The 26,235-nt window shown below is 63.0% G+C and carries 26 protein-coding genes and 1 pseudogene; 7 read left to right on the top strand and 20 right to left on the bottom strand.

The features are described 5' to 3' along the window. The first annotated feature begins 135 nt into the window (after window positions 1-135). Window positions 136-1,122, top strand: a complete 987-nt coding sequence (locus KFK14_RS07040; RefSeq protein WP_212610371.1) for a LysR family transcriptional regulator — start codon at window positions 136-138, stop codon at window positions 1,120-1,122. A 76-nt stretch (window positions 1,123-1,198) separates the two neighbouring features. Here KFK14_RS07040 and KFK14_RS07035 read toward each other — a convergent pair whose 3' ends face one another. The 5 genes from KFK14_RS07035 to KFK14_RS07015 all read right to left on the bottom strand — a co-directional run bounded on the left by KFK14_RS07035 (window position 1,199) and on the right by KFK14_RS07015 (window position 7,877). Then, on the bottom strand, window positions 1,199-1,696 hold the full coding sequence (locus KFK14_RS07035; protein ID WP_246524948.1) for a lytic transglycosylase domain-containing protein: 498 nt from the start codon (window positions 1,694-1,696) through the stop codon (window positions 1,199-1,201). Between the two features lie 44 nt (window positions 1,697-1,740). Beyond that, window positions 1,741-2,337 carry a restriction endonuclease gene (locus KFK14_RS07030; protein WP_246524947.1) on the bottom strand — a complete coding sequence of 199 codons (597 nt, stop codon included), beginning with the start codon at window positions 2,335-2,337 and terminating at the stop codon, window positions 1,741-1,743. 11 nt (window positions 2,338-2,348) lie between these two features. After that, on the bottom strand, window positions 2,349-5,327 hold the full coding sequence (gene mobF, locus KFK14_RS07025) for a MobF family relaxase (protein WP_212610369.1): 2,979 nt from the start codon (window positions 5,325-5,327) through the stop codon (window positions 2,349-2,351). Beyond that, the gene (locus KFK14_RS07020; RefSeq protein ID WP_059140293.1) at window positions 5,324-7,471 is read right to left on the bottom strand and encodes a type IV secretion system DNA-binding domain-containing protein; all 2,148 of its coding nucleotides are present in this window, start codon (window positions 7,469-7,471) and stop codon (window positions 5,324-5,326) included. The genes mobF and KFK14_RS07020 overlap by 4 nt, the downstream gene beginning before the upstream one ends. 106 nt (window positions 7,472-7,577) lie before the next feature. Further along, the gene (locus KFK14_RS07015; protein ID WP_021243952.1) at window positions 7,578-7,877 is read right to left on the bottom strand and encodes a ribbon-helix-helix domain-containing protein; all 300 of its coding nucleotides are present in this window, start codon (window positions 7,875-7,877) and stop codon (window positions 7,578-7,580) included. Window positions 7,878-8,342: 465 nt separating this feature from the next. Between KFK14_RS07015 and KFK14_RS07010 the strand changes: the two genes are divergently transcribed. Continuing rightward, window positions 8,343-8,672, top strand: a complete 330-nt coding sequence (locus KFK14_RS07010) for a hypothetical protein (protein ID WP_212610368.1) — start codon at window positions 8,343-8,345, stop codon at window positions 8,670-8,672. 168 nt (window positions 8,673-8,840) lie between these two features. Here the strand turns inward: KFK14_RS07010 and KFK14_RS07005 are convergent, their stop codons facing one another. The 3 genes from KFK14_RS07005 to KFK14_RS06995 form a co-directional block, all read right to left on the bottom strand. Next, window positions 8,841-9,863 (bottom strand): SLOG family protein, encoded by a 1,023-nt coding sequence (locus KFK14_RS07005; protein WP_031290669.1) that lies wholly within the window; start codon window positions 9,861-9,863, stop codon window positions 8,841-8,843. Between the two features lie 82 nt (window positions 9,864-9,945). Continuing rightward, window positions 9,946-10,422 carry a DUF736 domain-containing protein gene (locus KFK14_RS07000; RefSeq protein WP_212610367.1) on the bottom strand — a complete coding sequence of 159 codons (477 nt, stop codon included), beginning with the start codon at window positions 10,420-10,422 and terminating at the stop codon, window positions 9,946-9,948. Between the two features lie 572 nt (window positions 10,423-10,994). Then, on the bottom strand, window positions 10,995-11,192 hold the full coding sequence (locus tag KFK14_RS06995; protein WP_142634077.1) for a DUF5818 domain-containing protein: 198 nt from the start codon (window positions 11,190-11,192) through the stop codon (window positions 10,995-10,997). Between the two features lie 143 nt (window positions 11,193-11,335). Between KFK14_RS06995 and KFK14_RS06990 the strand changes: the two genes are divergently transcribed. Then, window positions 11,336-11,731 carry a hypothetical protein gene (locus tag KFK14_RS06990; protein ID WP_021243947.1) on the top strand — a complete coding sequence of 132 codons (396 nt, stop codon included), beginning with the start codon at window positions 11,336-11,338 and terminating at the stop codon, window positions 11,729-11,731. A 293-nt stretch (window positions 11,732-12,024) separates the two neighbouring features. Further along, on the top strand, window positions 12,025-12,174 hold the full coding sequence (locus KFK14_RS06985) for a hypothetical protein (protein WP_021243946.1): 150 nt from the start codon (window positions 12,025-12,027) through the stop codon (window positions 12,172-12,174). Between the two features lie 20 nt (window positions 12,175-12,194). On the opposite strand, the gene KFK14_RS06980 is transcribed toward KFK14_RS06985, so the two are convergent. The 6 genes from KFK14_RS06980 to KFK14_RS06955 all read right to left on the bottom strand — a co-directional run bounded on the left by KFK14_RS06980 (window position 12,195) and on the right by KFK14_RS06955 (window position 14,890). Further along, window positions 12,195-12,650, bottom strand: a complete 456-nt coding sequence (locus KFK14_RS06980; protein ID WP_021243945.1) for a type II toxin-antitoxin system VapC family toxin — start codon at window positions 12,648-12,650, stop codon at window positions 12,195-12,197. Beyond that, window positions 12,647-12,916, bottom strand: a complete 270-nt coding sequence (locus KFK14_RS06975; RefSeq protein WP_051187071.1) for a type II toxin-antitoxin system Phd/YefM family antitoxin — start codon at window positions 12,914-12,916, stop codon at window positions 12,647-12,649. The genes KFK14_RS06980 and KFK14_RS06975 overlap by 4 nt, the downstream gene beginning before the upstream one ends. Before the next feature lie 87 nt (window positions 12,917-13,003). Next, window positions 13,004-13,462 carry a hypothetical protein gene (locus KFK14_RS06970; RefSeq protein WP_021243943.1) on the bottom strand — a complete coding sequence of 153 codons (459 nt, stop codon included), beginning with the start codon at window positions 13,460-13,462 and terminating at the stop codon, window positions 13,004-13,006. 114 nt (window positions 13,463-13,576) lie between these two features. After that, on the bottom strand, window positions 13,577-13,978 hold the full coding sequence (locus KFK14_RS06965; protein ID WP_021243942.1) for a hypothetical protein: 402 nt from the start codon (window positions 13,976-13,978) through the stop codon (window positions 13,577-13,579). Between the two features lie 100 nt (window positions 13,979-14,078). Next, the gene (locus KFK14_RS06960; protein ID WP_142634079.1) at window positions 14,079-14,573 is read right to left on the bottom strand and encodes a hypothetical protein; all 495 of its coding nucleotides are present in this window, start codon (window positions 14,571-14,573) and stop codon (window positions 14,079-14,081) included. A gap of 134 nt (window positions 14,574-14,707) precedes the next feature. Continuing rightward, on the bottom strand, window positions 14,708-14,890 hold the full coding sequence (locus tag KFK14_RS06955) for a hypothetical protein (protein WP_212610366.1): 183 nt from the start codon (window positions 14,888-14,890) through the stop codon (window positions 14,708-14,710). A 74-nt stretch (window positions 14,891-14,964) separates the two neighbouring features. Between KFK14_RS06955 and KFK14_RS06950 the strand changes: the two are divergent. Continuing rightward, window positions 14,965-16,086 (top strand): annotated as a pseudogene (locus tag KFK14_RS06950) (IS3 family transposase). A 26-nt stretch (window positions 16,087-16,112) separates the two neighbouring features. Here the strand turns inward: KFK14_RS06950 and KFK14_RS06945 are convergent. Beyond that, window positions 16,113-16,343 (bottom strand): hypothetical protein, encoded by a 231-nt coding sequence (locus KFK14_RS06945; protein ID WP_212610365.1) that lies wholly within the window; start codon window positions 16,341-16,343, stop codon window positions 16,113-16,115. 71 nt (window positions 16,344-16,414) lie between these two features. Beyond that, entirely contained in the window at window positions 16,415-18,640 is a 2,226-nt protein-coding gene (locus tag KFK14_RS06940) for a helicase-related protein (RefSeq protein WP_246524946.1), read from the bottom strand. A gap of 208 nt (window positions 18,641-18,848) precedes the next feature. Here KFK14_RS06940 and istA point away from each other — a divergent pair, with 208 nt between their 5' ends. Then, a complete protein-coding gene (istA, locus tag KFK14_RS06935) occupies window positions 18,849-20,111 on the top strand; it encodes an IS21 family transposase (RefSeq protein WP_127692189.1) in 1,263 nt (420 codons plus the stop codon). Next, entirely contained in the window at window positions 20,108-20,968 is an 861-nt protein-coding gene (gene istB / locus KFK14_RS06930) for an IS21-like element helper ATPase IstB (RefSeq protein ID WP_212608798.1), read from the top strand. Before istA ends, istB begins: the two co-directional genes overlap by 4 nt. Before the next feature lie 36 nt (window positions 20,969-21,004). Here the strand turns inward: istB and KFK14_RS24005 are convergent, their stop codons facing one another. The 4 genes from KFK14_RS24005 to KFK14_RS06910 all read right to left on the bottom strand — a co-directional run bounded on the left by KFK14_RS24005 (window position 21,005) and on the right by KFK14_RS06910 (window position 25,839). Next, window positions 21,005-21,415 carry a hypothetical protein gene (locus KFK14_RS24005; RefSeq protein ID WP_246524945.1) on the bottom strand — a complete coding sequence of 137 codons (411 nt, stop codon included), beginning with the start codon at window positions 21,413-21,415 and terminating at the stop codon, window positions 21,005-21,007. A gap of 295 nt (window positions 21,416-21,710) precedes the next feature. Beyond that, window positions 21,711-22,837, bottom strand: a protein-coding gene (locus KFK14_RS06920; RefSeq protein ID WP_115288562.1) for an IS3 family transposase whose coding sequence is annotated in 2 segments (ribosomal slippage) — window positions 21,711-22,606 and window positions 22,606-22,837 — 1,128 coding nt in all. Because the reading frame shifts where the segments join, the coding sequence is not laid out codon by codon here. Between the two features lie 32 nt (window positions 22,838-22,869). Further along, window positions 22,870-25,059, bottom strand: a complete 2,190-nt coding sequence (locus KFK14_RS06915; protein WP_246524944.1) for a hypothetical protein — start codon at window positions 25,057-25,059, stop codon at window positions 22,870-22,872. A 204-nt stretch (window positions 25,060-25,263) separates the two neighbouring features. Then, entirely contained in the window at window positions 25,264-25,839 is a 576-nt protein-coding gene (locus tag KFK14_RS06910; RefSeq protein WP_212610364.1) for a hypothetical protein, read from the bottom strand. Window positions 25,840-26,235 lie beyond the last annotated feature (396 nt).

Below are 26,235 nucleotides of genomic sequence, written 5' to 3'. Positions count from 1 at the left end.
GCCCGATCAGGCCGATCCGTTTCTCGCACCAATCTTAGGCGCTACGGTATAATCAATAAAACAAATTAATCGGATGGATATCATCATTCATGGTGATATGCTCCCCGCCATGCACGCGGTGGAAGGAGAGCGGGGATGAGAAATTTGAGGGATCCCGGAAAATCGCTGCGGGCAATCAATCTTAACCTTTTGCCGGTGCTGGGCGAGCTACTTCGACAGCGAAGCGTAACCAAGGCCGCCGAAAGCCTGAACCTCACACAATCAGGTGTCAGCGAGGCTCTAGGGAGGTTGCGGACTCAGTTCCATGACGAACTGCTAGTGCGAGTGGGCCGAAAAATGGTTCCAACAGCGCTCGCGCTTGCACTCGCTCCGCGCCTTGATGAGCTTCTTGGAGATTTGGACAAGCTTCTCCGCCCAGCAACGTTCGAACCGGCCGCAGTGGAGCGCGAATTCGTCATAGCCACCGGCGATACCATCATTCTGGCGCTGGGCGACCAGCTGATCACGCGGCTATCCACATTGGCCCCCCGCACGACGATCCAGTTCATCAGTATCCAGTATGTGACCAGGCGCGATCTCGAGGAAGGGAAAGTCGATTTCATTATCATTCCCCGGGGCGTCATTCCCCCTTCGGCCTTTGATGAGGAAGGCCTGGACTGGATGAAAATTTACAGAGAGGAATGGGTCTGCATTACAAAGCGCGATCACCCCCGGCTCAAGGGCGAATTGTCGCTAGAATCATTGAATAGTCTTCCGTCGATTGCGTGCCGCTTCGACGACAGCAGCTATCTTCATGGCGCGCTGCCAGGTCGGACCAATCCCGATCAGCTTCGTGTATCGCAATTTACCTTGTTGCCTTTGCTGGTTGCACAATCAGACGCGGTTGCGTTGGTGCAGCGCCACGTTGCGAAGTGGTTCGCCGACCATATCCCTATCGACGTTTTCGAACTCCCCATTCCTTTTCCACAACTCGATGTCTGCGCGTTCTGGTCTGCGGTCCAGCGCAACGACCCAATGCATCAATGGTTAAGAGAGCAAGTTGCCGAAATCGTGCAGACTGGAGACAGCCCGTGGCTTCCTTCGGTGGCAATTCCTACGGCTGGTGTTTCACACACAGAATGATGGGAACATCACTCGCTGCTGCGAGATAACAGAAATCCCGCAAGCTCGTCGCAATCGGCGAATCGAGTTTTTGTTGCTATCGACTCCTCGCTGTGAAAACATCCGGGCCGAACTTGGCGCGCATATGGGTCGCAACCTTTGCGGCATAGGTACGCTGCCGCCAAGCGGTGGGGCTGTGATAGACGCCGACCGCTTTCCAATAGTCGTCAGTCGACTCCAGGCCCGACAGGAAAATCCAGCGCGCGGCTTCAGCATTGAAGCAGGCATCGTATCGCAGCCAGTGCCGAACCTGATGTTCGGGCCTGTTGATCAGACGCGCGACGCGCGGCACCCACCATGTGTTGATCTGGAGCGGCCCCAGGTCGTGCGTGCCGTTGGTGTTGGCGATCTGCGCCCCGATCCAGCCTGCTTCCTGCTCGCGCAGGCCCCAAAGAGTTTTCTCGAGCCAGCTATGCCCGCGCGCAGCGATGCGAATGCAGCGGGCGATCTCCGCCGCCTCGCCGGGCGCGGCACGCTTCGCCACAGCGGGCGTCGACGTCAGCGCAGCGGACAGAATCGCGATACCCGCGAGCATTCTCCTAGCGATCGGTAAGCGAGCGCACCGTGATCGATCCACGCTCATTGCGGCGCTCGATCGCCATGGCCGGAACGGCCCGAACCAACAGGAAAGCGTTGCGGCGGCGGTTCCGGGTAGAACGGCGCTCCGGTCAGCAGGGCGAGAAGCCGCTGTCCCGACACAATCTCGATGCCGGTGGCGCGATCGACGACTGCGCGGCTCATCCCGCCGGTGCGGCCGGTATGAATGAACAAGCCGCGCCGCCGGCGGGTCGCGCAAAGCTGCGCGAAGTTCCACACATGCTCGGGCTTGATGGCGTCCCGATAGCGTTTTGCCTGGATCAGCCAGTGTTCGCCGTCGATGATGACCTCGCCATCGACGCCGCCATCGCCAGTATAGCGGCGATTGCGGATGACCCGATAGCCGCGCCGCTCGAAAGCCTCCAACAGCAGTTCTTCGAATGCAAGCGGGTCCATGGCGCGCAGGCGCGCATAATGGATTCCGGCAGGCTGGTCGCGGTCGCGTCCGCGCAGTTGCTCGCACATCGTGCGCGCCTGCCGCCGTCGCCAGCGATGGCGGATCGGGATGCGATAGTGGCGGAAGACTAGCGCCAGGAACGCTGCACCGAGGATTAGAAGCAAAACAAGATTCAGATTCATGAGGGACTCTCCTATCGGTCGTGTCCGCCGCCATGACCGCCGTGGTCATGCTGCGGTTGGGGCTCAGGCTGGTGGACGGGCTCGGGGGCGTCGGTGCGGTCGGGAGTGTGCGCCGCGCGGGCACGATCGCGCTCTATGGTGCCGCGCAGGAAGCGGTCGACCAGCGAAGCGGCCCCCTGCGCGCGGCCCGCAAGGATCTCCGCAAAGCCACGCGGACGTTCTTCGCGCTCCTGGCGCTCCTGTTCGCGCTGCTCCCGCTCGACCTTGCGGGCGTCCCGCTCGCGCGCATTGGCCTCACGGGAGCGGTCGTGTCGGTCCTTGTGCCGCGCGCCGCGAACCTTGTGGCTGTCAGCCTTGATCTGGCCGAGGCCTTCGAGCGAGGAAGTCTTCTCGCCCGAGCGCGAAGCGAGCTTGGCCGCGAGGCGCTCCTGGTTCTCGGTCCAGAGCTTCACGCCATAGGCGGCGCGGGTGATCGCTGTGTAATAGTTCTGGCCGTTGACCAGACCGGATTCCACCGGGGCGAGTACATAGACGCGGGCATAGGTCTTGGACTGCGCCGAATAGACGGTCTCGGCATAGCCATGATCCCAGGTCCGGTGAACCGAGAGGTCGACCTGCTGGACGCGCTCGCCCCGGTCCCATTTGATGGTCGCGACATTGCCGTCGAGGGCCAGCACGGTGCCGCGCTCGGCGTTCTTGACGTCGATCTCCTTGTTGAGGAGCCGCCACTGGATACGGTCGCCCTGGGCGATCTGGCGGTTCTCGGTCAGGAACACGTTGACATGGGCCGCCTTGCCGAGCCCCGGCCGCCATTCGACGATGCGGCCATGCTCGTCGGCCAGCCGCACGACCTGGCGGCCCTGGTTGTTCCGGCCGATTCCCACGACGCGATAATCGACGTCGCGCGCGATCCCCAGCCCCGGATTTTCGCGTGAAAACTTGAGCACCTGGCCTTCGCGGTAGAAGCGCGCCATCTGCTTTTCCTGATCGGTCATCCCGGCCGGCGTCAGCACTTCGAGCCGATGCTCTTCCGCCGCGACCGTGCCCTCGCGCCTCAGCACCTCGCGGATATGGCTGTTGACGGTCAGCCGGGTCGCATTGTCGAGAACGAGGATATTGGTGTCGGCCCGCATCTCCGGTTTGAGGCGGGTCCATTCGGCGACCATGCTCTTGGCGAGTTCCTCCGCGCTGGCGCCCGTCGTCACGCGGTCGAGGGCGGCAAGCGAGGCGGCATAGTCACCCTTGCGCGCGAGGTCGGCGGCCTCCTGCGTGGAGCCGGTTTTCTGGCGCATAGCTTCCTTGAGCTGACTGGTCGGCAGGCCCAGTTGCTGGAGTAGCCAATATGCCTTGCCCTGTTCGATGGCGCCGGTCTGCTTGTTGTCGCCGAGAAATATGAGGCGCGCGCCGGTGGCGCGGCTGATCTCCAGCACGCGCAGCGCCTGCCGGTTACCAAGCTGGCCCGCCTCGTCCAACACGAGAATGTGCCTGTCGGTGATGCCATGCCCGCCGCTCGCAAGAAGCGAGGCGAGTGTGCGCGATTCGATCCCTGCCTTGCGTCCGAGTTCGGCTGCCGCCGAGGAAGTCGGCGCAAGCGCGATGGCGATATGATCGTCGCGTGTCGCCTCGACCAGCGCGCGGACCAGGGTCGATTTGCCGACGCCGCCAGCGCCATGGACGCCGACCGCCCGGTTGATGCCGCTGCCGATCGCGATCAGCGCCGCGGTTTGTTCGGCGTTGAGGCCCTGCGCCGCGGCGACTTCGGCGAGACGCTCGCGGCTCGCGGCCGGAGAGGCATCGCGCATCGCGAGCGAAATATGTTCGGACATCGCCAGTTCGAGTTTGGCGGTCCGGCGCGAGGTCCGTCCGCGCGGGAGCGGCTGATCGCCCGTCTGCCGGAGGGTGACGAACAGCTTTCGGTTGGCTTCCTGCGTGTCGAACAGCGGCCGCACGTCGCCGAAGCGGACCTCGCCGACATGCGATGCAAGCGCGATTCGATAGAGCCGTCCGATATTGTTGACCGCTTCGCGCGTCTCGCTCTGCCGGATGCCGAATAGCGCGGCGCGGCGGGCAACACGCGGGTCGGTCTCGATCGTCTGTTCACCGCGCTCCCGGGCGACAGCCTGGAGCTTGTCGAGGTCCTCGCGATACGGCTCGGCCCGGGCCCGCCATTGGGCGTGCAAGTCGTCTAGCCCGACCTTCTCCTTAGCCTTGCGCGTCGCAAAGAAAGAGACGCGGCGCATCGCCTGTCCCTCGTAGCCATGTTCCGCGGCATGGGCGTTGATCTGCTCGGCGCGCTGCGAATAGTCGTGGATGAGCTGGCCGGGGATGCCCTCGACCTCGAACAGTCCCTTGCGCGGATCGAAAATGATCTCGTGACCCATCTCGCGCACATCACGGGCAATCTCGTTGCGATAGATCTGGCCCATGACGATCTGCTCGGCATACATCGAGCGCGTCTCGAGGCTCGACATGCGGTCGCCATTGAGATGATTGGTCATGTTGAGGACGACGACATGAGTATGCAGGTGCGGGTCGCCCTCGCGGCTCGCATGCTCGGTAAAGCGCGCGAACAGCAGCCGGCCTGTCGTCTCATGGACGATCTCGCCCTCTACGCGGCGGCGGAGTTCGGCATGTTCCTCGGCATAGGCGAGCGCAACACCGACCGCCCGTTCATGCGCGGCAAGAATCCGCTCCTCGCCCGTCACCAGCGCCAGGATCGAGATCGACTTGGGGGCGCTGATCGTGAAGTCCCAGCCCGGATGGTGCTGAATGCCTTCCTTGCGGCGGCGGCCGAGCTGCTGGTCGCCGACCTTCCCGCCGAGCAGTTCCTCGAACTGCTTGGGGTCGACAGGTCCCGACAGGCCGAGGCTGGGGGCAAGCTTGCCACCCCATTCGGACGGCTCGTTGCCGCCCTTGGTATAATAATCTCCGATTGTATAGTATCGGGCGATATTGGCGGGCGTACCCTTGAGGCGGCGGGGATGGATCATGCCGGCTTGGCCTTCTCGCGCGGGCCTTCGGCCCGGCCATGGCTGGCAAGCGATACGCGGATAGTGCCGCGCGTCGCACCCAGCAGGGTGACGGGCGTTGCGACCACATTCTCCTCGTCTCCGGGATCGGCGACCGGCGAAACATCATCCGCCATGTCGGGCTCGACGTGCTCCGGCGGCACGAACGCCTCTTCCTGCGGCGCGGCCTCTTCGGGACGGGGAACGCCGACCGCCTCGTCGGAGGCAGGGGGCCTCTTCGGGTGGGAGAAAAGATCGCCCTGCGGTTTCTCGGGGGATGGCGACGCGCCCGGCACGGCAGGTGGAACGGGAGCCTGCCCTTGCCGTGCCGCCGCCTGCTGCGCCTGGATCGCGCGGCGCCGTGCCCATGCCTGGGAGATAATGGCCTTGCCGAGCGGCAGGCGCTTGGGGGGATCGGTCCGCTCGACGAAAGCGGGCGCGACGCTGGGGAGCGGATTGAAGCGATCGGTGAAGCGGACGACGGGGAGATTGCGGCCGAACCGGAGGAAGCCTGACAGGTTGGGCAAATGGTTGACCTCGGTGTCCATCACCAGCGGACGGGTCACCTGCATGCGCGACAGGTTCACGCCATCGCGCATGTCGTTCACGCCATAGGACATGCCCTCGTTCGCCTCGACCTGCTCAACCCGGCCGAGATTCTTGGAGACCAGCTCCGCCGTGTCGGTATCGTTCGCGCGGAGCGCCACCCAGGTCGAGCAGTAGCCGGTGATCGCGGCTGCATCCTCCTTGCCATAGGTCGCGTTGAGCTGGGGATAGGACTGGAAGCCCAATATGCCGCAGCCGCCATATTTGCGCGCGCGGGCAAGGAAGTCGGAGAGGCTGGGGAGCTTCTGGAGCGTGGGCAGCTCGTCGATCACGCAATAGAGCCGCCGCTCACGATCGGGCGTCAGGCTCATGATCGCGCTGATCGCGATGTCGAGCCAAACCGTTATCAGGGGACGCAGCGAGGGAAGCTGGTCGGCCTTGACGGTGACGAACAGCCAGCTGTCGTCCTTCTCGTTCTCGACCCATTTGCGAATCGAGAAGCCGTCCTCGGTATCGTCGAGATAGGCGAAGCTGCGCATGACCGAGGCAAGCTCAGCCTGGACGCCGGCCGAGGTGCGTTCCCCTTCGGCGGAGATGAAGGCGGCGGCATCGGTGCCCTTCACATAGGCGGCGAGATCCGCGAGCGGGGAGCGCAACACCCGGTCGAGCAGAACCGAGATCAGGGTGTGCTTCTGCCGGGCGAGCTTGCGCAGGACCGCAACCAGTGTGCCTCGCGCCGCTTTCGACCAGAAGGGATCGCCGAGCTTGTCAGGGATCGTCGATTCCGCGATCTGGTCGTAGTGATATTCCTGCGGGACATCGACCCAGGGGCTCCAGATGTCGGTGCGCCGGTCGAGGGGATTGAGCAGGATGTCCGTGCCGGGCCGATAGAACTTCTCGACGAAGCTCCCGGCGGTGTCATAGACGATCGCCCGTTTTCCCGCCTTACGAACACCTTCGAGCATGGTGGTGATGAGGTTGGTCTTGCCCGTTCCGGGAGCGCCGACCAGCAGGATATGCTCCGGTTCGAAGGCATCGGGCACGGCGATACCGCCGATGGTGAGAGAGCCCTTCTTCTGCCCCCGGAGCGCACGGCGGACTTCGGAAATCGTCCCGAAGCGGGCGCCGCGCAGATATTCGTTGGACCCGAGGCCCCGCCCTGTGCGGGTAAAATAGAACCAGGCGAATACGAGCGCCGCCAGGGCGCCGAGACCGGCGATGGCAGCCCCGTGGATGAGGTCTTTTTCCAGCTTGAGGAGCGACTGCTTGCCGATGTTGGATTCGAGCAGGGCGTCGGCGGAGGTCCAGTATTGCAGGCCGTCAGGGGTACGGAACAGCAGCGGGTCGCTGGTCCCCCGCGCCGTATCGGCCTTGAAGCTGGCTTCTGCCATCTTGACCAGCACGAAGCGCTGATACTCGTTCGACTTCTCGAAGGCATACCAGCCGGTGCCCATCGCCCACAGCACGATCCCGGCGATCACCGTCTGGAAAAAGACCTGGGTGGTCATCCTCACATTGTGGACGATGGCCTGGCCGCCGCGCGTCCAGCTACCAAGGGTATCGTTGCGGAAGATGCTCATGGCCGGGCGCTCCCCCGATCAGGGTGAGATACGGCCGAACGGACTCCAGGAAGGGGGGACCGGGACGCACGCCGCACGCTCGCGACGGGGGGATTGCCGCGCCGATTCATGGTTGCTGCTCCGGCCCGAGCAGGCCCTTCGCTTCGAGCAGCGCCTTGGCGTCGGCCATGCCCTGCTCGAGCGTTTCGGGCGAACGGCGCCGCACCGATGCGGCGACGATCGAGAGCGTCTGCAGGACGCAGGAAAGGATTTCGTCCTGCGTCGTATAAACGTAGCCGCTGCGGGGATCAGCTGCCTGGTCGATCGCGGGACGGAGGAGTTCGGCGACGCTGACGCCAACTTTACGAGCGCGACGTTGCAGCCGCTCGTAAAGGGCATCGTCGATCCGGATTGTGACCCTTGCCAAGGCGATGCTCCAATGGAGCTTCGCAAGGAGGTCACGACGCGCGGACAATATAGCGCGGACGGGCGGGAATCACAATAAAATCGGCGTGGCAGACGTGTCTGCCAGCCGAAAGCCGCGGAAATGCTGGGGTTTCGAGAGGAGATTTTCTGAGGTGGCAGACGCGTCAGCCAAATAAAGTGCATTCTGGCTGACGCGTCTGCCAACGGAAGCATTTGATTTCAGGGCCGTTTCTGGCCACAGCACCCGTGCGTACGGTGCAATACAAACCGCGAAGCGAGTGCGTCGCTTGCCTCGCAGCGACGGCGTCGCTGCGTCTTCTCTACCGCTGCCGGGCGCACCCTATGCGGTGTCGGTCGATGTGGGGGAGTTTGGCCGCGCTTGGCGGCGGGGTCGCTTGTGGCGCGGGTGCGCCTGTGCGACAAGGCGGGCGTGACGAGCGGGCCAGCCTGAACAAGGAAACTGGTCATGCCGAAAATGTCTGAACGCGATAAGCTCGCCGATCTGGTCGAGCGCGAGAAAAAGCTTGCCGGTGAGATCGCCGCAACGCGCAAGCGGCTGCGTGATCGCTATGCGGCGATCGTCACGGCGCTGCCGGTCGAGGATTTGCAGGTAACCGAACGCGAGTTTCGCGATCTGGTCGGCCATGTGCTGCGGCTCGGCGGCGCTGCCGCGCTGGCTGCGCTCAAGGGGGCGTCGGCTGTGTCCGATGCCGCCCGCTCGGGGAAATCGCCAGCCGCGTCATTGCCTGCGAAGGGGGATGGCGGCGCGGCTGTCGGTTCCTCCGTGGGGGCGTGAGGCTGTCGGCGCCTCCCTCCTGTTCGGGTTCCCCCGCCGCCGCGCCGTCAGGCGCGGCGGCGGCCGGGGGCACGAAAAAAGGCCAGCGCGCTGGAAAGCGCGCCAGCCTTGGCGGGTCTGCTGTGATGGGTGGCGCGGCGCTTGGGGGAAGCGCCGCGCCGTCTCGTGTCAGGCGTAGCGCCGCGCTCGCCTGAAGGAATATTCGCCAGATGCCTCCGGCTTGCGCGGCTTGGGGGCATCGGCGGGCTTGCGGAAGGCGTGAATAGGAACGCCTTTCTTGCGGAGCATCTGATAGAGGTTCGCCTGTATGCCCGATCCTTCGCCTAGCACGGCTTCGGAAATGTCGAGTTCGCCAATCTTGCGGTTGCGGGCGAACGCTGCCTTGCCACGTCCGGTTAGAGCATAGGCGACCAAGGGCACGCCTTCACGCGCGCACCATGCCGCAACGATGGCATCCCATCCCGTGCGCTGTCCCGTGGTGACGACAACCATTCGCGGCGTCCGCTGCTTGATTGCGCTCATCGTGGTCCAGATCGGTTGCCAGTCGTCCCAGATAGCGGGGCCGGAAGACACGACGACTAGGCCGTCGGGCTGGTATTTCTCGCGCTTGGCAAGGGCGCGTTCGCGCAGGAAGTCAACCGCGCTGATATAGCTTGCGGTCGTGACGGATGACGCCTTGCTGCCCTTGCTAGGGGACCAAGCCTTGCGCCAGCAAGCGCGATACATGGCGGCGGCATAGTCGCGCATGGTTTCCACGGCGGCGCGCTGTTCAATGACGGATTGGCATTGAAGCTGCAAATCCTCCAGTTCCTTGTTGAATACCTCGCCCGGTTCCATGCGCCGCGTCATGTCGCGGATTTTATCGGCCAAGCTATCCTCGCGCCGTTGCAGTGTTCCGGCGACAAAGTGGAAGGAATTGACGATGCCCCAAGCAATATCCGGGGCGAGCGGGTCAAGCCGCGTGTCCGTCAAGAGGAGATAGAGCGAGGTCATAAGCTCGCCGCAAGTCTTCTGCGCGGCGAACGGTTCGGGCATGTCATGTTCGCCCGGTTCGTCGCCGTGCTCGATGATCGAAAGCGGCATCGGGTCTCCGAACGACGCTTCAAATTCGGGCGTTGCGGTTTCCTCCGCGATAAGTTCCGGCAAGTCGGCAAATGTGCTAACGGCCTTTCTAGCTGATTTCTTGCTCATGGGTGTGACTCCTGATGCTCGATGATCGGTCAGGGTCCGGGGAAGCGTTCCAGCGCCCCCCCGGCCCGTCTTGGCCTAGCGCCTAGAACTGGACTTCATCGTCCAGATCGGCGGCGGCGCTTTGGCTGGACAGTTCGCCGTTTTCATTGGCTGTGCTGTCCCCGAAGCCGTAATCGTCGCCACGGCTGGGACCGGAAGGCGCATCGTTGCGCGACGTGCGGACGGCAGGTCCAAAATCGTCGCGTTCCTGCCTGCGCCATGCCACGCGGAAGCCTTCCTCAATCGAGCCGAAAAGCGCGATAGGCAGTGCTTCGGGCATGGAAGGATCATCGACATTGCCTTGATAGAAGACTTCGCCGGTCCGCTTGGCGACGGCTTCCCAGAGCGCGCCGACTTGCACGACGCGGCCGCCGACATTGGGAGCGATGATCTCATAAGCGGGGGCCAGTTCGTTTTCGCTTTCCACCGGACGCAAGGCCAGCTTGGGCAGGTCGATTGCGCGGGTAGCAATCCACCCGACGACACGGCCCTTCTTCAAGTTAAACTCACCGATATTCATTGCCTTTACTCCTATAAGTGCGTCCGGGGCCAATCCCCATCTGCACTTATACTTATACCCCCTCCCCTTTATTGAGTATATCGCATTGTTTTCTTGACAGAATTTCATCCTATTTGGTGAGCCAGAGCCAAGAAAATGGCCGCGGTAGCGGCCCGAACAAAGAAAAGCATGGCGAAGCCATTCCTTCCTGATCAGCGGAGGACGCGACGGGGCCTGTCTGTCATCCCATCCGGAGCCGCCGTCGCCGGGGCTCAAGGGTCAGGGCTGGTCCGGGCAAGCAAGGGACGTCGCGCTGCGCCCTAGTGGAGGTTGAAGAAAATGGGCCTGCCGACCCCTTTGGATCAGATAATCCTGTCGGCAGGCCCATTTTCTTCTACCGGAGCTTGGGTGGAGGCAGCCCTTGCTTGCCCGGACCAGCCCTGGCACGCCGAGACCCTGCGAGGGCGGCGCAGGATGGGATGACAGACCTCGTCCGACGCTGATTGCGGGCCGAGGCGTCCTCGCCGAGGTCCGCTGGCCCTCGCCACAAACGCGACGCCGGAGGGGTAGAACGCAGCGCGCCGCTGGGACCGCTACGCTGGCCCGAGCCAGAGAACGTCGAGGAGGCTGCTGCTGGCCTTGCGTGCCTCGACGATGACGGCGGTGTCCAGAAGCGGCGGGAAATCCTGCGCGCCCTTGAGCCGCCAGACGTGGCCGTCGTCCATTTCGAGGAGGAACCCGCGCGCGTTGCGGCGCAGATGGCCATGGAGGCGTAGGGGCGCGGCCGCCATGATCACGGCGCGGGATGACGGCCGGTGCGGGCGGCCCATGCGGAAGAAGAAAGCATGATGATAGTCCTGTCGTACCTCAAGAGGTTTGGGGCTTGAATACGTTCCTCCTATGTTCTAGTAAATGGGAGAAAGGATATCTCCCCATGATCGCGGACTATCTCGCCGGTTTCGATTTCAATCTGCCTTTGATCGATGCGGTCAATGATCCCGATCTTCCGGGCGTGCGCAGCCAGATCGCGGCCATCGCCCTTGGGGAAGGTCTGGATTCGGGCTACTACGAAGTCCAGGAGCTGGCCGAAACCTTTCTCGAGGCGGCTCGCGAAGACAATGCGGACATCACCGATCCGGACAGTCCCGCGCGCGAGCGTCTCGCCGGGATCCTAGATCGTGCCTCGCCCTACCAGCGCGGTCTGTTCCATGCGGTGGCCGAGCTGCCTCTGGCTGATGCCGCAAGCGACCTCGTCTGGCTCACCGGCCTGATGCGCAATCGCGCGGACATGTATCGTCCGGTCGAAGCGGCACGTCTGTCGACGCGCTGAACCCGCACACCTGATCTCGACCTCCGGCAATTTCGCAACGAACCGATTGGCAGCTGCTGCCTGATCGGGCTAGAGGATGTGCGTCCGCCGGTGGCGGGCCGGAGCGTCGAAACTCCGAACAATAGAGTCGGCTGCATGCCTTTGCGGCCGGATGGCCTGTATTATGTCCAGGCTCCGGCTAAAGATCAGGCACGCGTCCTATTGTTCGCGTTTTCGACTCGTCCGGCTCAGGGGCCGGCATCCTCCTTATGGAGGGTGCCAGCCGACTGAGCGCGGTTTAGCGGAGAGCAATCATGACGGACGAAGAACCTCGATTGGAAAACGCCATCAAGCACATGGAGGCAGCGCTCGAGTGCCTCGTCGATCCGAAGGACCAGGTGGTGGCATTCCGCCTGTCGCATGCGCTCGATCTGGCGCGAGAGCGGCTTCTCGAAGGGACCTGAGTGTTAGCAGGCCGTGCTGATCAGCAGGCAATCACGTCGATGTGCCCCTGTGCGGCATAGTCGATGATCTTGCCGTCCCGCGTAACGACCGGAATCTGATGATGACGGGCTGTCGCGATGATGAACCTGTCGGCTGGATCGCCATGTAGCGGCTCGGGCAGATGCGAAGATGCGATGGCGATCTCGGGAAGAAGCGGCGCTTCTCTGATCCCCGGCCCGCCCATGAAGCGGGCGAACCAGCTCTGAGGGTCGGGCAGGAAAGAGACGGCAGGCTGCTTCTCGCCGCGGGCGCGGCTCAACAATCCGACCTCCCACGCGGACGCGGGAGAGACGAATACGCCGTCCGCGAGCGCCGCATGCGAGATCGCCGCCAGAACATCGGCGGGCATCGGATCGCCGTTGGCGAGCCAGATGACCGCGCATGTATCCAGCAGCACGGCGCTGGGCGCCGGCCCGGCCTTCTTCCGCTTCGTCACTGGTGCAGCTTGCCGTCGCTGGCGCTCAGCGGCTCGTCGAGAATGGGCGAAAGCAGATCCACCCCTTCGGGAACCGCAACGGAGCCGCGCATGAAGCCATGCAGCATTTCGACCGCCTCGGCCGAGCTGGGTGGCGGCGTCAGCACCGCAACGGTGCGGCCGCGCTTGGTGATCGTCACCTGATCGAGATCGCGGCGTGCAAGGCGGTCCAGGATCGCGAGGCAGTTGGTCTTGAAATCGGCTGCGCCGTAAGTTTCAGCACGCATGGGGCGGGCCTTTCTGGTCATGTTTTCTGACTGGTCATATAGGATGACCATATTAGAAAGTCCATAGTTGGATGTCCGGCGGCACAATCATGCTCGCCCGGCTGTGCCGGGCAGTGGTGGAATGATCTTGACGCTCGCCAGGTCGCCGAACACAGCAATGTGCGCTTTCAACGCCGATTGCAGGCTATCCCGATCCTCAAACGCCTCCATCGAATAGGCGTCGCGCGCGAGAGCATCGGGGTCGGCGCCAAACAGCTGTGCAAAGCGCCGCGGCCAGTGGCAAAGCAGGATCCATGGCCAGCCCGGTTCGGGAGGCGCGAACTCGAAGAAGCCGATCGCTCTGGCTTCGCGGCAACTGGGTTTGCGATCGAGGAGATCGGGCAATCGCAGGGCGTCCCGGTCGGCGGTGAGGAATGCTTCGAACGCAGCAAGTTCTTCGTTGGTCTCGATCATGACGATATAGTAGCGATCGAGCGCGAGGCCCTGTCCGGCAAGGTGCGGAGGAATGTCGATAACCATCACCGCCGGGGCCGTGACCAGCGGCATGGCATAGAGGCGGCGTCTAGCGGCAAGGTCATCTGATAGGCGCATGGCGAGGTTCCCGAAGATGTGGTTGCTGCCGCGATCGCGGTCATAGTACTGGATCGGCGGACGATCAGCCTACAGGTCGGCCCGGCGCCAGACATGCTTTGCGCTGTCGGCATGAACGGCTGCGAGACCTTGAGCGTCGAGTTCGGCCTGGACGCAGCAGACAAGATCGCCGGTCTCGCCGATGCCGGGTCGCTCGTAGATATAGAGATCGAACAGCACCCGGCCGTTTACAAGCTCATGGCGCTCGCGGATGCGCGACCAGGGATGGGTCGTATAGAGGTCGGTGTCCTCCCAATCCGGATCGTCGCTGATCGCGAGGATATTGAGGGCGGCATTGCCCGTTGTGAGGTTGACGCGCTCGGCGATCTCGATCGCAAAGCGAGTGGCAGAACTGTGGCGGCGGGCGATGCCCTCGGCGACCTCGCGCAGTTGTCGGACATCGCCGGCGGACAATCGGATGGCTCCGGTCATTGGTGCTGTTCCTGTCATGGGCGATCGAAGCTCGCGGCGGCTATGCAAAACCGACGAAGTTGCGTCATGCTGCGACGATGTCAGCCGAGGCGGCCGGATGTCAGAAACGCCATCCGCTCCGTATCGGTGCCACGGTGACGAAGCGATCCATGGGGCGAAGATACACGAGGACATGACGTCCGCGTTCGCACAAGCGCCGGATGTTGGCACGGCTGCCCTGGCTGACACCGTCCCAGACGACGATACCTGCGCCTGCGAGACGGGTCATTTCCCGATCCTTGGCGCTATGGAAGGCGCGCGTGCCCGGAGCAGCGTCGGCCAGGATCTGCCGGACGGGCCATGCGCCGATATTGTGCCGGGGGATCGTGTCGCCGCAAAAGACGGTGACGTGACGCACACCGCAATCGGCGAGGAACTGCTGGACGGCAGCGTCCGCGCCCGGTGCATCGCCGATTACGACCGGCAGCTCCTGGTCGATGATGACGCCGAGCTGCTTCATTACGCAAGCAGGAAGCTGCCGGATGGAAAGCGATCCGGAGATGAACACAGGCGGCGTAGGCGGCCGATGGTACGTGGTAGAGCCGGTAGCGGTCATGGCAAACTCCCAGATAAATGCACCACCAGCCCTCCTCCTCTCCTCCATGTCGGGCACTTCTTAGTATCTCGGCAATTGCGGTTCTGGTTGAGGACATGTCCGGGGAACGCGCCCGCCTTGCTGGCGCGGGATCGTCATTCCTGATATTTGGCGATGATCCGGCGTGCGAGCTGCTCGATTTCCAGGCGATCGTTCGTCTCGGTGCAATCGCCCGGAAAGATCGTGAAGTCGTCCGACGCCGCGCTGCCCTTGCTGATGAAGATTCGCCAGACGTTCCGGCGAATCTCGCCTTGCTCCCTCGGTTCGGTCCCCGGCAAGAACATGTCTGGACTTGTAACGGTTTTGCGCCGGTCACCTGAGCGATTAGAGCTCGCAACAGGAGACCGACGAGATGATCAAGCATACAGAAGAGTTCAAGCAAGAGGCGGTACGGATCGCGCTGACCAGCGGGTTGCCGCGCGATCGGGTTGCATCGGATTTGGGGATAGGGAAGTCGACGCTGGGCAAGTGGGTATCGCAGTATCGGCCCAGTGATCTGGTTTCAGCGCCGCAGGCAGATCTGGCGCGTGAGAATGAACGCCTTCGCCTTGAGAACCGTGTGCTGCGGGAGGAGAGGGAAGTGCTAAAAAAGGCCACGCAGTTCTTCGCGAGCCAAAGGCCGTGAAGTTCGCATTTGTGCATAGCTGGCGGCACCGGTGGCCGTTGAACTGCTCTGCCGTGTCATGGATGTCAGTGAACGCGGCTATCGTTCCTGGCGCTCGCGCCCGATCAGCAGGCGGGAGCGGACAGATATGAAAGTGCTGGCCCATATCCGGGAACAGTACAGGCTGAGCCTTGGCAGCTACGGCCGTCCTCGCATGACGATGGAGTTGAGGAGGTAGGGCTCGATGTTGGCGAGCGCCGGGTCGGGCGGCTGATGAAGATCAACGGGATCAAGCCAGTCCGCACGCGCAAGCACAAGGTTACGACTGACAGCCACCATCGCCTGGGTGTCGCAGCGAACTGGCTGGACGGCGATTTTGCCGCAGATGCGCCCAACCGTAAATGGGCCGGCGACATCACCTATATCTGGACGTCCGAAGGCGGCTCTACCTTGCCGTCATTCTCGATCTGCATAGCCGTCGCGTCGTTGGGCTGGGCAGTCAGCGACAGGATGAAGAAAGACCTGGCGATCAGGGCGCTGGATATGGCGGTGCGCCTGCGCAGCCTCCCGAGGGCTGCCTTTTCATTCGGATCGCGGTAGCAATATTGCTCCTACGACTATCAGAAAAAGCTGCAGGCCTATGGCCTGCGTCCATCAATGAGCGGCAAGGGAAATTGCTACGACAATGCGTCCGTCGAGACCTTCTTCAAATCCCTGAAGGCGGAACTCATCTGGCGGCAGAGCTGGCCGACGCGGCGTCAGGCAGAAGCCGCCATCTTTCAGTACATCAATGGCTTCTACAACACCCGTCGCCGCCATTCATATCTAGGCGGCATCAGCCCGCTCGCGTTCGAAGCCAAGGTGGCATAATGAGATAGGTGACCGGCACAAAACCGTTACAAGTCCAGACTGACGGCGGCGAGGACAGTGGTTCCATGGCCATGGCCGATCGTGGCGAGATAGACGGGGATGGACCAGGGAACCGGGGTCCGGTCGATACGTTCGATCGCGGCGTCGAGATCGGCTATGATCTCCGCCCGGTCGGCGGGCGCTTCGCAATCGGCCGCAAGGGCCGCTCTGGCGCGCTCGAGCAGCGCGCGATGCGCGGTTCGCGTATGATCTGTCATGGCAATATCCTTCAATGTGCGGGCGGAAGGCGGCGGTCGTGGATCGGCTGCGCGGCGCAGTGCGGATGGGCTCAGGCCGCTTGCGGCACCGGCGTGCCGTCGTGGTTTTCGGATTCCGCCGAGGACGCCGCATCGTCGTTCCCCGGTTCGAATTCCCCCTTGGTATTCGCAAGCTCGGCCTCAAGTTCAGCGAGTTCATCGAGCTTTTCATCGAGCAAGGCCGCGTCGGGAAATGCCTGCCCCAGGCGCGCCTCGAAGGCTGGCAGACGTCGTTGGTTAGCTTCGAGACTGGTTCTGACGGCGGCGAGCTCGGCATCGAGATCGCGGATGGAAGACTCTATCCGGCCGATCGCTGTGCTCGGCCGCGTCTTGTCGGTAACCTCGAATTCGGGGCGCTCGCCGTGGTGCTGCATCGCGATCACGGTGCAGAGATAGCGCCTTCCATCGGTGTTGAGGGCCTCGTAGCCCGAGAGTTCCAGGCCAATGCCGTTGAAGGTGCCCAGCGTCCAGCGAGCCTCCGTGCGACCTTTCCGCATCCGGTTCGCATATCCGATGAGCCGTTCGCCGGCGGCTTTGCGATCGGTGATCATCGCGCCGTCGCAATCGAACAGGATCTCGTCAACCTTCGCGGGAACACGACGCGCAATATCGGCCTCCAGCCTGGCGATCTGCTTGTGGCAGTCCTCGATCTCGCGCGTCGTTCGCGTGATGGTCCGACGAATATTATACTGGTCGTCGGTATGGGCATCGCGCAGGCGCAGGAGCCGTGCAACCTCGGCGTCGAGCCCGGCCTTTTTCATCAACCGGTCGTCTCCGGATGCGAGGGCCTTGGCCAGCGCGAACTGATTGACGTTGGAGCTGACGTCCTCGATCCGCCGGATGGAGCGGTCGCCCGACATCGCCATGTTGATGAAGCGTGCCTTGCGCTCGAGCATCTGCCAGTTGGTCGCGTCCATCGAGCCGCTGGTCGCGTAGCCGTAAAGCTCGATCTCGTCGTTCTGGTTGCCCTGGCGTTCGATGCGCCCTTCCCGCTGCTCGATATCCGACGGCAGCCAGGGAACATCCAGATGATGCAGGGCTTTGAGGCGCTGCTGCGCGTTGACCCCGGTTCCCATGGTCGCCGTGGATCCCAGAACGAGCCGCTTGCGTCCCTGGTTGAGATCATTGAACAGCCGCTGCTTCGCGCTGTTCTTCTTGTAATGCTGCATGAACGCGATCTGCTCGGCGGGAACGCCCATCGCGACGAGGCGATCGCGGATCCAGATATAGGCGGAAAAGTCCCGCGTTTCGAGCGCGGCCTCGGTGCCGAGATCGGAGAAGATCATCTGCACCGCGCCTGGGAGCGGATAGGGTTTCCCGGTCTCGGGGTCGATGTAGCGATGGTCGGCCGTCGCTTCCCAGATGCGGTAGGCGTTCTCGATCAGGAGATTGAGCTTGTTGCCCTCTTCGTTGTCCATCATCGGGTCGACGAAACGCAGGTCGATCGCCGAGTGGCGGCCATCGGTGATCACCGACAGGAGGATGTCGTCGCCCTTTTGCGGCCGCCCGCTGCGGTTCTCGATGGCTTTGATGCGCTGGGCGAGCACCCTCTGATAGGCTTTGAAAGGCGCACCCGACTTCGCGACGACGATCTGCCGTTTCCCGCCCTTGAGGGTGGGGAGCTTGACGTACTGGCGCAGATCGTCCTTCAGCACGACATCCGCGACGGAGCGATACATCGCCATCAGATCGGCGACGTTAACGAATTCGCAGAAGCGGGTGACCGGCTTGTAGCTGCCGCTCGGCTGGAGTTCGAGCTCGGTGCGCGTGTCCCCGAAGTTCGCCGCCCAGGCGTCAAACTCGTGCAGGCCCTTGGCGTAAAGCTCGTCGGGCTGCATGAAGCGTTGCAGCGTATACATTTCGCCGAGCGTGTTCGTGATGGGCGTGCCCGACGAAAGGATCAGTTCGCGTCCGGGATTGGTCCCGGCGAGATATCGGCTCTTCACGAAGAGGTCCCAGGCACGCTGCGAGCCGACCGGATCGACGCCCTTCAAGTCGCCGAGATTGGTGGCAAAGGTCAGCTTGCGGAACTGCTGGGCCTCGTCGACGACAATCTGGTCGATGCCGATCTCGCCGATGTGGACGAGGTCGTCCTTGCGGGACTGGAGGTTCTCCAGCCTTTGCTTGAGTCCTTCTTTCAGGCGTTCGACGCGTTTGCGCGAGACGCGGTCCTGGCTGTCGATGCCGGTGATCAGCACCTCGTAGCTGTCGAGCTGATGCTCGATCAGCTGCTTCTCGAACGATGACGGCGTGGGCACGAACTTGAACGCATCGTGCGTGATGATGATCGCATCCCAATTGCCCGTGGTTGCCCGCTGTCATCGGTCGTGCAATTCTCCGCAAAAGTGGGCTTTGAAAATTCCCTAGTTGGTGGCCCCTTCATCTCATTCTGCCGGGGCTAGCCCCGGCAGAATGAGATGAGCCGACATTGTCCTCATCTCCTTTGCAGACGCGGAGACGGGGCCGATGATCCGACTTGGAGAATTGATGATGATCCTCGAACTACATCGGCAGGGTGTATCGATATCCGCCATTGCCCGACGCACTGGTCGCGATCCCAAGACCATCCGAAAATATATCGAACGGGGCATCGAGGCCCCGGTTTACGGCCCTCGCATGCTGGGTCGACCGAACAAACTGGCACCCTATCTGGAATTTTTGCGTGAGCGAGTGACGGCCTTTCCCGATCTGACTGCGGCGCGCCTGACGCGGGAAATCCGTGAGCTGGGATATATGGGCGCCTATACCGCGGTAAAGCGGTTCCTGGCAGCGATCCGGCCGGAAAACGGGCCTAAGCCCTTTGAGGTTCGGTTCGAGACGCCGCCTGGCGTGCAGGCACAGGTCGACTTTGCCCGGTTCGTCGTCGAATTTACCGATGAGCCCGGCGTCAGCCGGATCGTCTGGCTGTTCAGCCTGGTGCTGGGACATTCGCGCTTCCTGTTTGCGCGCTACGTCATGCATCAGGATCTCCAAAGCCTGTTGCGCTGTCATATGCAGGCCTTTGAAGCGCTCGGCGGCGTCCCGATCGAGATCCTCTACGATCGCATGAAAACCGCTGTGACCGGGGAAGATGATCAGGGCCACATCATCTACAATCGATCATTGCTGGCTCTGGCCGGGCATTATCGCTTCGTGCCGCGCGCCTGCCGTCCCTATCGGGCCAAGACCAAGGGAAAGGTCGAGCGGCCATTCAGCTATATCCGCAAGGACTTCTTCCTGGGCCGGAGCTTCCGCAATCTGGACGATCTCAATGTCCAGCTGATCGACTGGCTCGATACCGTCGCCAACGTCCGTGTCCACGGCACGACGCAGCGGATTATTGCTGAAGCCTTCGCCGCCGAGCAGCCTGAGTTGCAGCTGCTCCCGGCGGGCCGCTTTGACGCTGTTCTGAAGCTGGAGCGCCGCGTCAGCCACGATGGGATGGTCTCGGTCGGCGGCAATTACTACAGCGTTCCCGATCGCACCCGGCGCGTCGTCGAAATCCAGCAGTTGCCCGACAAGATCCGGATCGTAGACCTGGGCCAGGTCATTGCCGAGCACCCGGTTCTTGAGGGGCGCCGGCAGTACAGGATCGATCCTGCGCACCGGACAGGCAGCAGCGGCGCCAAGCGCCGTATCCATGGCAAAGAGGTAATCGCCATCGGTCGTGTAGGCGAGCATGTCACCGTGCGCTCCCTGGCCATCTATCAAGCGATCGGCAGCCAACTGGCGCGGGGAGAACGGCCATGAACCATGGGGGTGCCGCATCCCGCGTCGATAATATCCGCCGCAGCCTGGTCCATCTCAAAATGCCACGCGCCCTGGAGATGCTCGACGCCACCCTGCGCGGCATAGAGCAGGGCAAAATCGATGGCATCGAGGCCATCGACATATTGCTGAACGAAGAACTGTCGCTCCGGGAGAACCGCAGGATCAAGGCAGCCCTGCGCATGGCAAGGCTGCCGATCATCAAGACGCTGGACGGATATGACTTCTCCTTCCAGCCATCGCTCGACCGGAACCGCATCCTGGCGCTCGCTGGCCTGGACTTCATCAACCGGGCCGAGGTGGTGCATCTGCTGGGCCCGCCCGGTACCGGGAAAAGCCATATCGCCACGGCCCTTGCCGTCGAGGCCGTGAAGGCGGGCAAGAGCGTCTACTTCATCCCGCTCGCCGATCTGATCGCTTCACTGACCAAGGCTGAACGCGAGGGCACGTTGCGCGAGAAGATCCGCTTCCTATGCCGATCCTCCCTGCTCGTCGTCGACGAGATCGGGTATCTTCCCGTCACGCCCGGCGGCGGCAATCTCTTCTTCCAGCTCGTCAACGCCCGATACGAAAAGGGTGCCATGATCCTGACATCCAACCGCGGCTTCGCCGAATGGGGTGATGTCTTTGGCGATCCGGTGGTGGCCACCGCGCTGCTCGACCGCCTTCTTCACCACGCTGTGGTCGTCCAGATCGAGGGCTCCAGCTATCGCATGCGACAGCACGCCGACCTGCTGCCCGAGCATGCGCGCATGGCACCGTCCATCAACCCACCGCCCTTGCCGAAACGGCGCGGCCGCCCGCCAGCAAAGGAAAAGCCCGATCTCCATCACGGCTGATCACCGACACCAACCCTCCCGCCAAACTAGGGAATTTTAGATGCCCACTTTTGCGGAATCTTCGGTGCCCGTTGACACCCGCGCCAGGAACCGCTGTCGCTTTTCCTTCACGAAGTTCGTGTCGTCGGCGACCAGGATGCGCGCGGTGGGATAAAGCATCAGGAACTCGCGCGCGATCTGTGCGAGACAATGGTTGGGCACCGTGATCATCGGCTTGTTGGCGAGGCCGAGACGGCGCTGCTCCATCACGGCGGCGCAGAGGCTGAAGGTTTTGCCCGCGCCGACACTATGGGCGACATAGGTCGAACCCGAAGCGATGATCCGCCAGACGACGCGCTTCTGGTGATCGCGCATCCGGATCGTGGTCGACGCGCCCGGCAGCTTCAGGTGCTGGCCGCTGAAGCTCCGGGGCACGAGATTGTTGTAGGCATCGTTGTAGATACGCACGAGCAGGTCGGCGCGTTCGCTCTCCTGCCAGACCCAGGTCTCGAAGGTCGACTTGATCTTCGCAAGCTTCTCTTTCGCGGCTTCGGTGTCGATGACGTTGAGCTCGCGGCGCTCCGAACCGTCCGGTTCGCGGTGTACGTCGTAGATCTTGGGGATATGAGAATTGAGCGCGTCTTCGAGCAGGTCCGCGGCGCCGCGGCGCGCCGTGCCCCAGGTTGAGGTCGAACTGACGTGCCCCGCGAACGGAGCCTTGTCGACTGGACTTGTAACGGTTTTGTGCCGGTCACCTATCTCATTATGCCACCTTGGCTTCGAACGCGAGCGGGCTGATGCCGCCTAGATATGAATGGCGGCGACGGGTGTTGTAGAAGCCATTGATGTACTGAAAGATGGCGGCTTCTGCCTGACGCCGCGTCGGCCAGCTCTGCCGCCAGATGAGTTCCGCCTTCAGGGATTTGAAGAAGGTCTCGACGGACGCATTGTCGTAGCAATTTCCCTTGCCGCTCATTGATGGACGCAGGCCATAGGCCTGCAGCTTTTTCTGATAGTCGTAGGAGCAATATTGGCTACCGCGATCCGAATGGAAAAGGCAGCCCTCGGGAGGCTGGCGCAGGCGCACCGCCATATCCAGCGCCCTGATCGCCAGGTCTTTCTTCATCCTGTCGCTGACTGCCCAGCCTACGACGCGACGGCTATGCAGATCGAGAATGACGGCAAGGTAGAGCCAGCCTTCGGACGTCCAGATATAGGTGATGTCGCCGGCCCATTTACGGTTGGGCGCATCTGCGGCAAAATCGCCGTCCAGCCAGTTCGCTGCGACACCCAGGCGATGGTGGCTGTCAGTCGTAACCTTGTGCTTGCGCGTGCGGACTGGCTTGATCCCGTTGATCTTCATCAGCCGCCCGACCCGGCGCTCGCCAACATCGAGCCCTACCTCCTTCAACTCCATCGTCATGCGAGGACGGCCGTAGCTGCCAAGGCTCAGCCTGTACTGTTCCCGGATATGGGCCAGCACTTTCATATCTGTCCGCTCCCGCCTGCTGATCGGGCGCGAGCGCCAGGAACGATAGCCGCGTTCACTGACATCCATGACACGGCAGAGCAGTTCAACGGGCCACCGGTGCCGCCAGCTATGCACAAATGCGAACTTCACGGCCTTTGGCTCGCGAAGAACTGCGTGGCCTTTTTTAGCACTTCCCTCTCCTCCCGCAGCACACGGTTCTCAAGGCGAAGGCGTTCATTCTCACGCGCCAGATCTGCCTGCGGCGCTGAAACCAGATCACTGGGCCGATACTGCGATACCCACTTGCCCAGCGTCGACTTCCCTATCCCCAAATCCGATGCAACCCGATCGCGCGGCAACCCGCTGGTCAGCGCGATCCGTACCGCCTCTTGCTTGAACTCTTCTGTATGCTTGATCATCTCGTCGGTCTCCTGTTGCGAGCTCTAATCGCTCAGGTGACCGGCGCAAAACCGTTACAAGTCCAGACGGTCCAGCTCGCAAGCTCGACGGTATGCAGGATTCGGGTCTGGACCTCCATGATTTCGAGGATGAACGCCTCGATGACGTCCACCGGAATCCAGGGCGCGCCGAGACGCGCCGTGATCTCGCTGGGTTTGAGATCGACCGGCTGGACAGCCTCGAGCGCGGCTGCGACAGCAAGGAAGCGGGGATCGGTCTCAGCCTTCTCGCGCGCCAGGGCGAGCTTGGTGCGAACCGGCCCGGAAAGAACTTCGTCGGCCGTGACCCAGTGATCGAAATGCGATATGCTGCGGACGGGGTCGAGATAGATGTCACCCGCGAGATCGGCGAGCGCCTCGGCCTCGGTGACACCGAGCATGCCGGCGATCAGGGAGACGTCGACGCGGCCGCGCTCATGGAGTGAGAGCGCGAGGGCGTCCTGCGCCGAGTGGATTTCATGGGTTACCGGCGGCTTGACGACGCGTTCGGTGAAGATCGGACCGGGCGTGCCGGTGTCGCTTGCCTCGTCACAAGTCTCGATCGACGCGACCAGCCACACATCGGGGTCATCGAGGAAGGGCTGCAAATTGGGTCGGCGCTGATATTCCTTCTCGGCCCCTGTCTCCGGATCGGTGCGAATGCTGGTGATGGTGCGGTTGATCGGCCCGTATTTCTTCGCGAACTGCCGGTAGTGGGTAAGCAGCGTCTCCTGAAGGGCGGCATAGGGCCGGTCATTGAGCTGTGCGCGCAAGATCGCGCGAACGGTATCGCGGATTGGGATGAGGGCCTTGATGATGGCGGCGTGCTTGGGAAACAGGCCGGCGCCACCGCGTCCGGATTTCACGCCTACGATGGCCGGGACGCCGCCCACGATCTGGTGCAGGACGCCGCCAGAAACGAGATAGCTGCCTTCCTTGAACTCGGCTTCGTCGGCGGCGGTGCCGACTTGCACATCCAGCGTGACGCCCGGCGTATCGCGCAGCGAGGTCGTGCGCTTGATCGGCTTGCAGGCGCCTGCGTGCTTCGATGCTATCGTAGACAGGGCGGCGGCGAGCGTCTCACCGACGTCGACGCCGGACTCGGCCGCGCAGTGATAGTCCATGCCGAACTGGCCGCTTCGCCATTCGTGGCGCCCCAGCACATGATTGGGATGGTCGAGGAAGTAGCGGTTGATCCGAAGCGGCCCGAAACCTTCGTCGCTGTCGGGGATTTCGGCCAGCTCGATCCAGTTCTGTGTGCGCGGAAGGGCATCGGGGGTGTGCTTCTGGAAGAGCAGGATATCGACGACGACATCTGTGCCCGCCTCTTGTCGCATCGCCTTGCCCGGAAGGCGCACCGCGCCGAGGAAATCGGCAATGCCGTCGATATGGTGGCGGGCCCTGGGATCGCTCTTGTCGAGCGAATAGCGTGAGGTCACGAACAAGGCGATGCCGCCGGGGCGCAGATGCTCGAGCGATCTGGCGATGAAATAATCGTGAAGCGATAGGCCAAGCTTCCCGAGCTCGGTCCGGTTCTGGATGGTGAGGTTCGAGAAGGGCGGATTGCCGATTGCGAGGTCGAAGTCGTCCGGCAGCGATGCCTTGTCGAAATCGACGCAGCGGATGACCTGGTTTGGATAAAGCGCGCTTGCGACCCGCGCGGTGACGGGATCGTTCTCGATGCCCACGAACACCGTGTCCTCGGACAGCGCATCCGGCCGGAGCCCCATAAAGAGGCCGCTGCCGCATCCCGGTTCCAGAACCTGCCCGCCGGCAAAGCCGAGGGTCCGGGTAGCGTCCCACATGGCCCGGATGATGTATTCGGGGGTGTAATGCGCATATTGCGTCGCGCGTTTGAGCGACTGGAGTTCGACATCGGTCGTCTCGGCGACCAGGGACTGCCCCAGTTCCTCCCAACCCTCGCGGAACTCATGCTCGCGACGGGCAAACATGTTGTTGGCAAGTTCCGACGCGCCGAAGCCGATGAACCTGGAAATCGCTTCCTGCTCGGCCGGCGATGCAGACCGCTGCTCTCGATCGAGCAGGTTCAGCAGCCTGATCGCCTCGACATTGTCGCGTGCGCGTTCCTTCCATGAGGGCGCCAGGGTCCGTCCCGCGGCTAAGGAGAAGTCGATAGCTGCCTCGACCGAAGGTCGGGCGGTATCGACGATGGTTGCCGTAAAGAGTGTCGGCTCCGGATCCACGGGTCCGACTGGCTTGGCTGGTGCGACCGGCTGGTCGAAGTCGAGGCACAGCTGGAGAGCCAGCGCGGATGCACTGTTTCGCATGGAATGCTTCCTTTTCGGTGGTCTTGCGGGCACGGCGCGGCGGCCCGGTCGGATGTCAGGCGGGTCGGGTGTCAGGGCGTGGCGCGGAGCCTCGCGCCGGGCGTCGGGTCCGGCGTTGGTTCAGCCCAGACGAAGCGACGCGGCATATTGGCGCAACAGGTCGGCCATCGCGGTTCGCGTATGCGCTTTGTTGCCGATCACGATCTCGGGATGGAGTTCCTGGCCGACCGGGGTGCGATAGCCACGCGCGAGGTCGCCGCTTGCGTCCTCGACGACGATGCGGTGGCCGCGGGGGCTAGCCGGCCCCGCATAGCGGGCGGTGAAATCGCCGAGGCGTCCCGAGAGCCCGGCGGCCATTTTGCTCCATCGGATGTGGCCGGCAGCGAATTGTTCATCGGGTGCACGGCCGCGGGCAAGCCAGAGGCGGAACTGCGCCCGCTGCTGGAGCACCGAATTGCGGGTTCGCTCCATCGTTCGCGCGAGTGGCAGGATATCGGCGTCGGCATCGAGCCGGGCGAGCTCCGCGTGGTCGGCGACGATCAGGATATCGGTATAGTCGCCCTGGCGCAGGATCTGGCGGAGCGCGGCGTCATCGCCGGGCGGCGGGGCCGGCAAACCCGATGGCGGATGCAGCCCGGTTTCGGCGTCGACCACAAACAGCGCCGCAGCCTCATGTCCAGGCCGTTCGCGCAGCATTGCGAGGATTCCAATCGTCCCTGCCTCGCGTTCCGAAGCGCCGAGCAGGAGCAGGCGCCGCTGCCATGATACGGGCGCGGGCATGTCGGTCGGGCTTGGCCACTGGCTGGGAAGCGGCCGTGCGACGCGCGGGTTGTCAGGACGGTCGATCTCGGACGGCGTGGCGGCGAAAGATCGTCGCGCGACGTCGAAGATGTCATCGGGCTGGCCGCCGCCATCGAGAAATCCCTGTTGGTATGCCGGCGGGCGAACATCCTGTTGCTCAGCGCGGGACGGCGACGGTGGGCGCGCTGGCCAGCCCGCGACGGCTGCATATTATCGCGAGGTTGTAATAATGCGAAGGAGCGCGGGACATAAGTGCAAAACCGCCATATTTTGCCACGCTCCTTCGCATTA

Origin of the sequence: Sphingobium phenoxybenzoativorans (genome assembly GCF_018286635.1) — a bacterium.
GTDB classification, from domain to species: Bacteria; Pseudomonadota; Alphaproteobacteria; order Sphingomonadales; family Sphingomonadaceae; genus Sphingobium; species Sphingobium phenoxybenzoativorans.
This window is presented reverse-complemented; position numbering and strand designations above follow the sequence as displayed.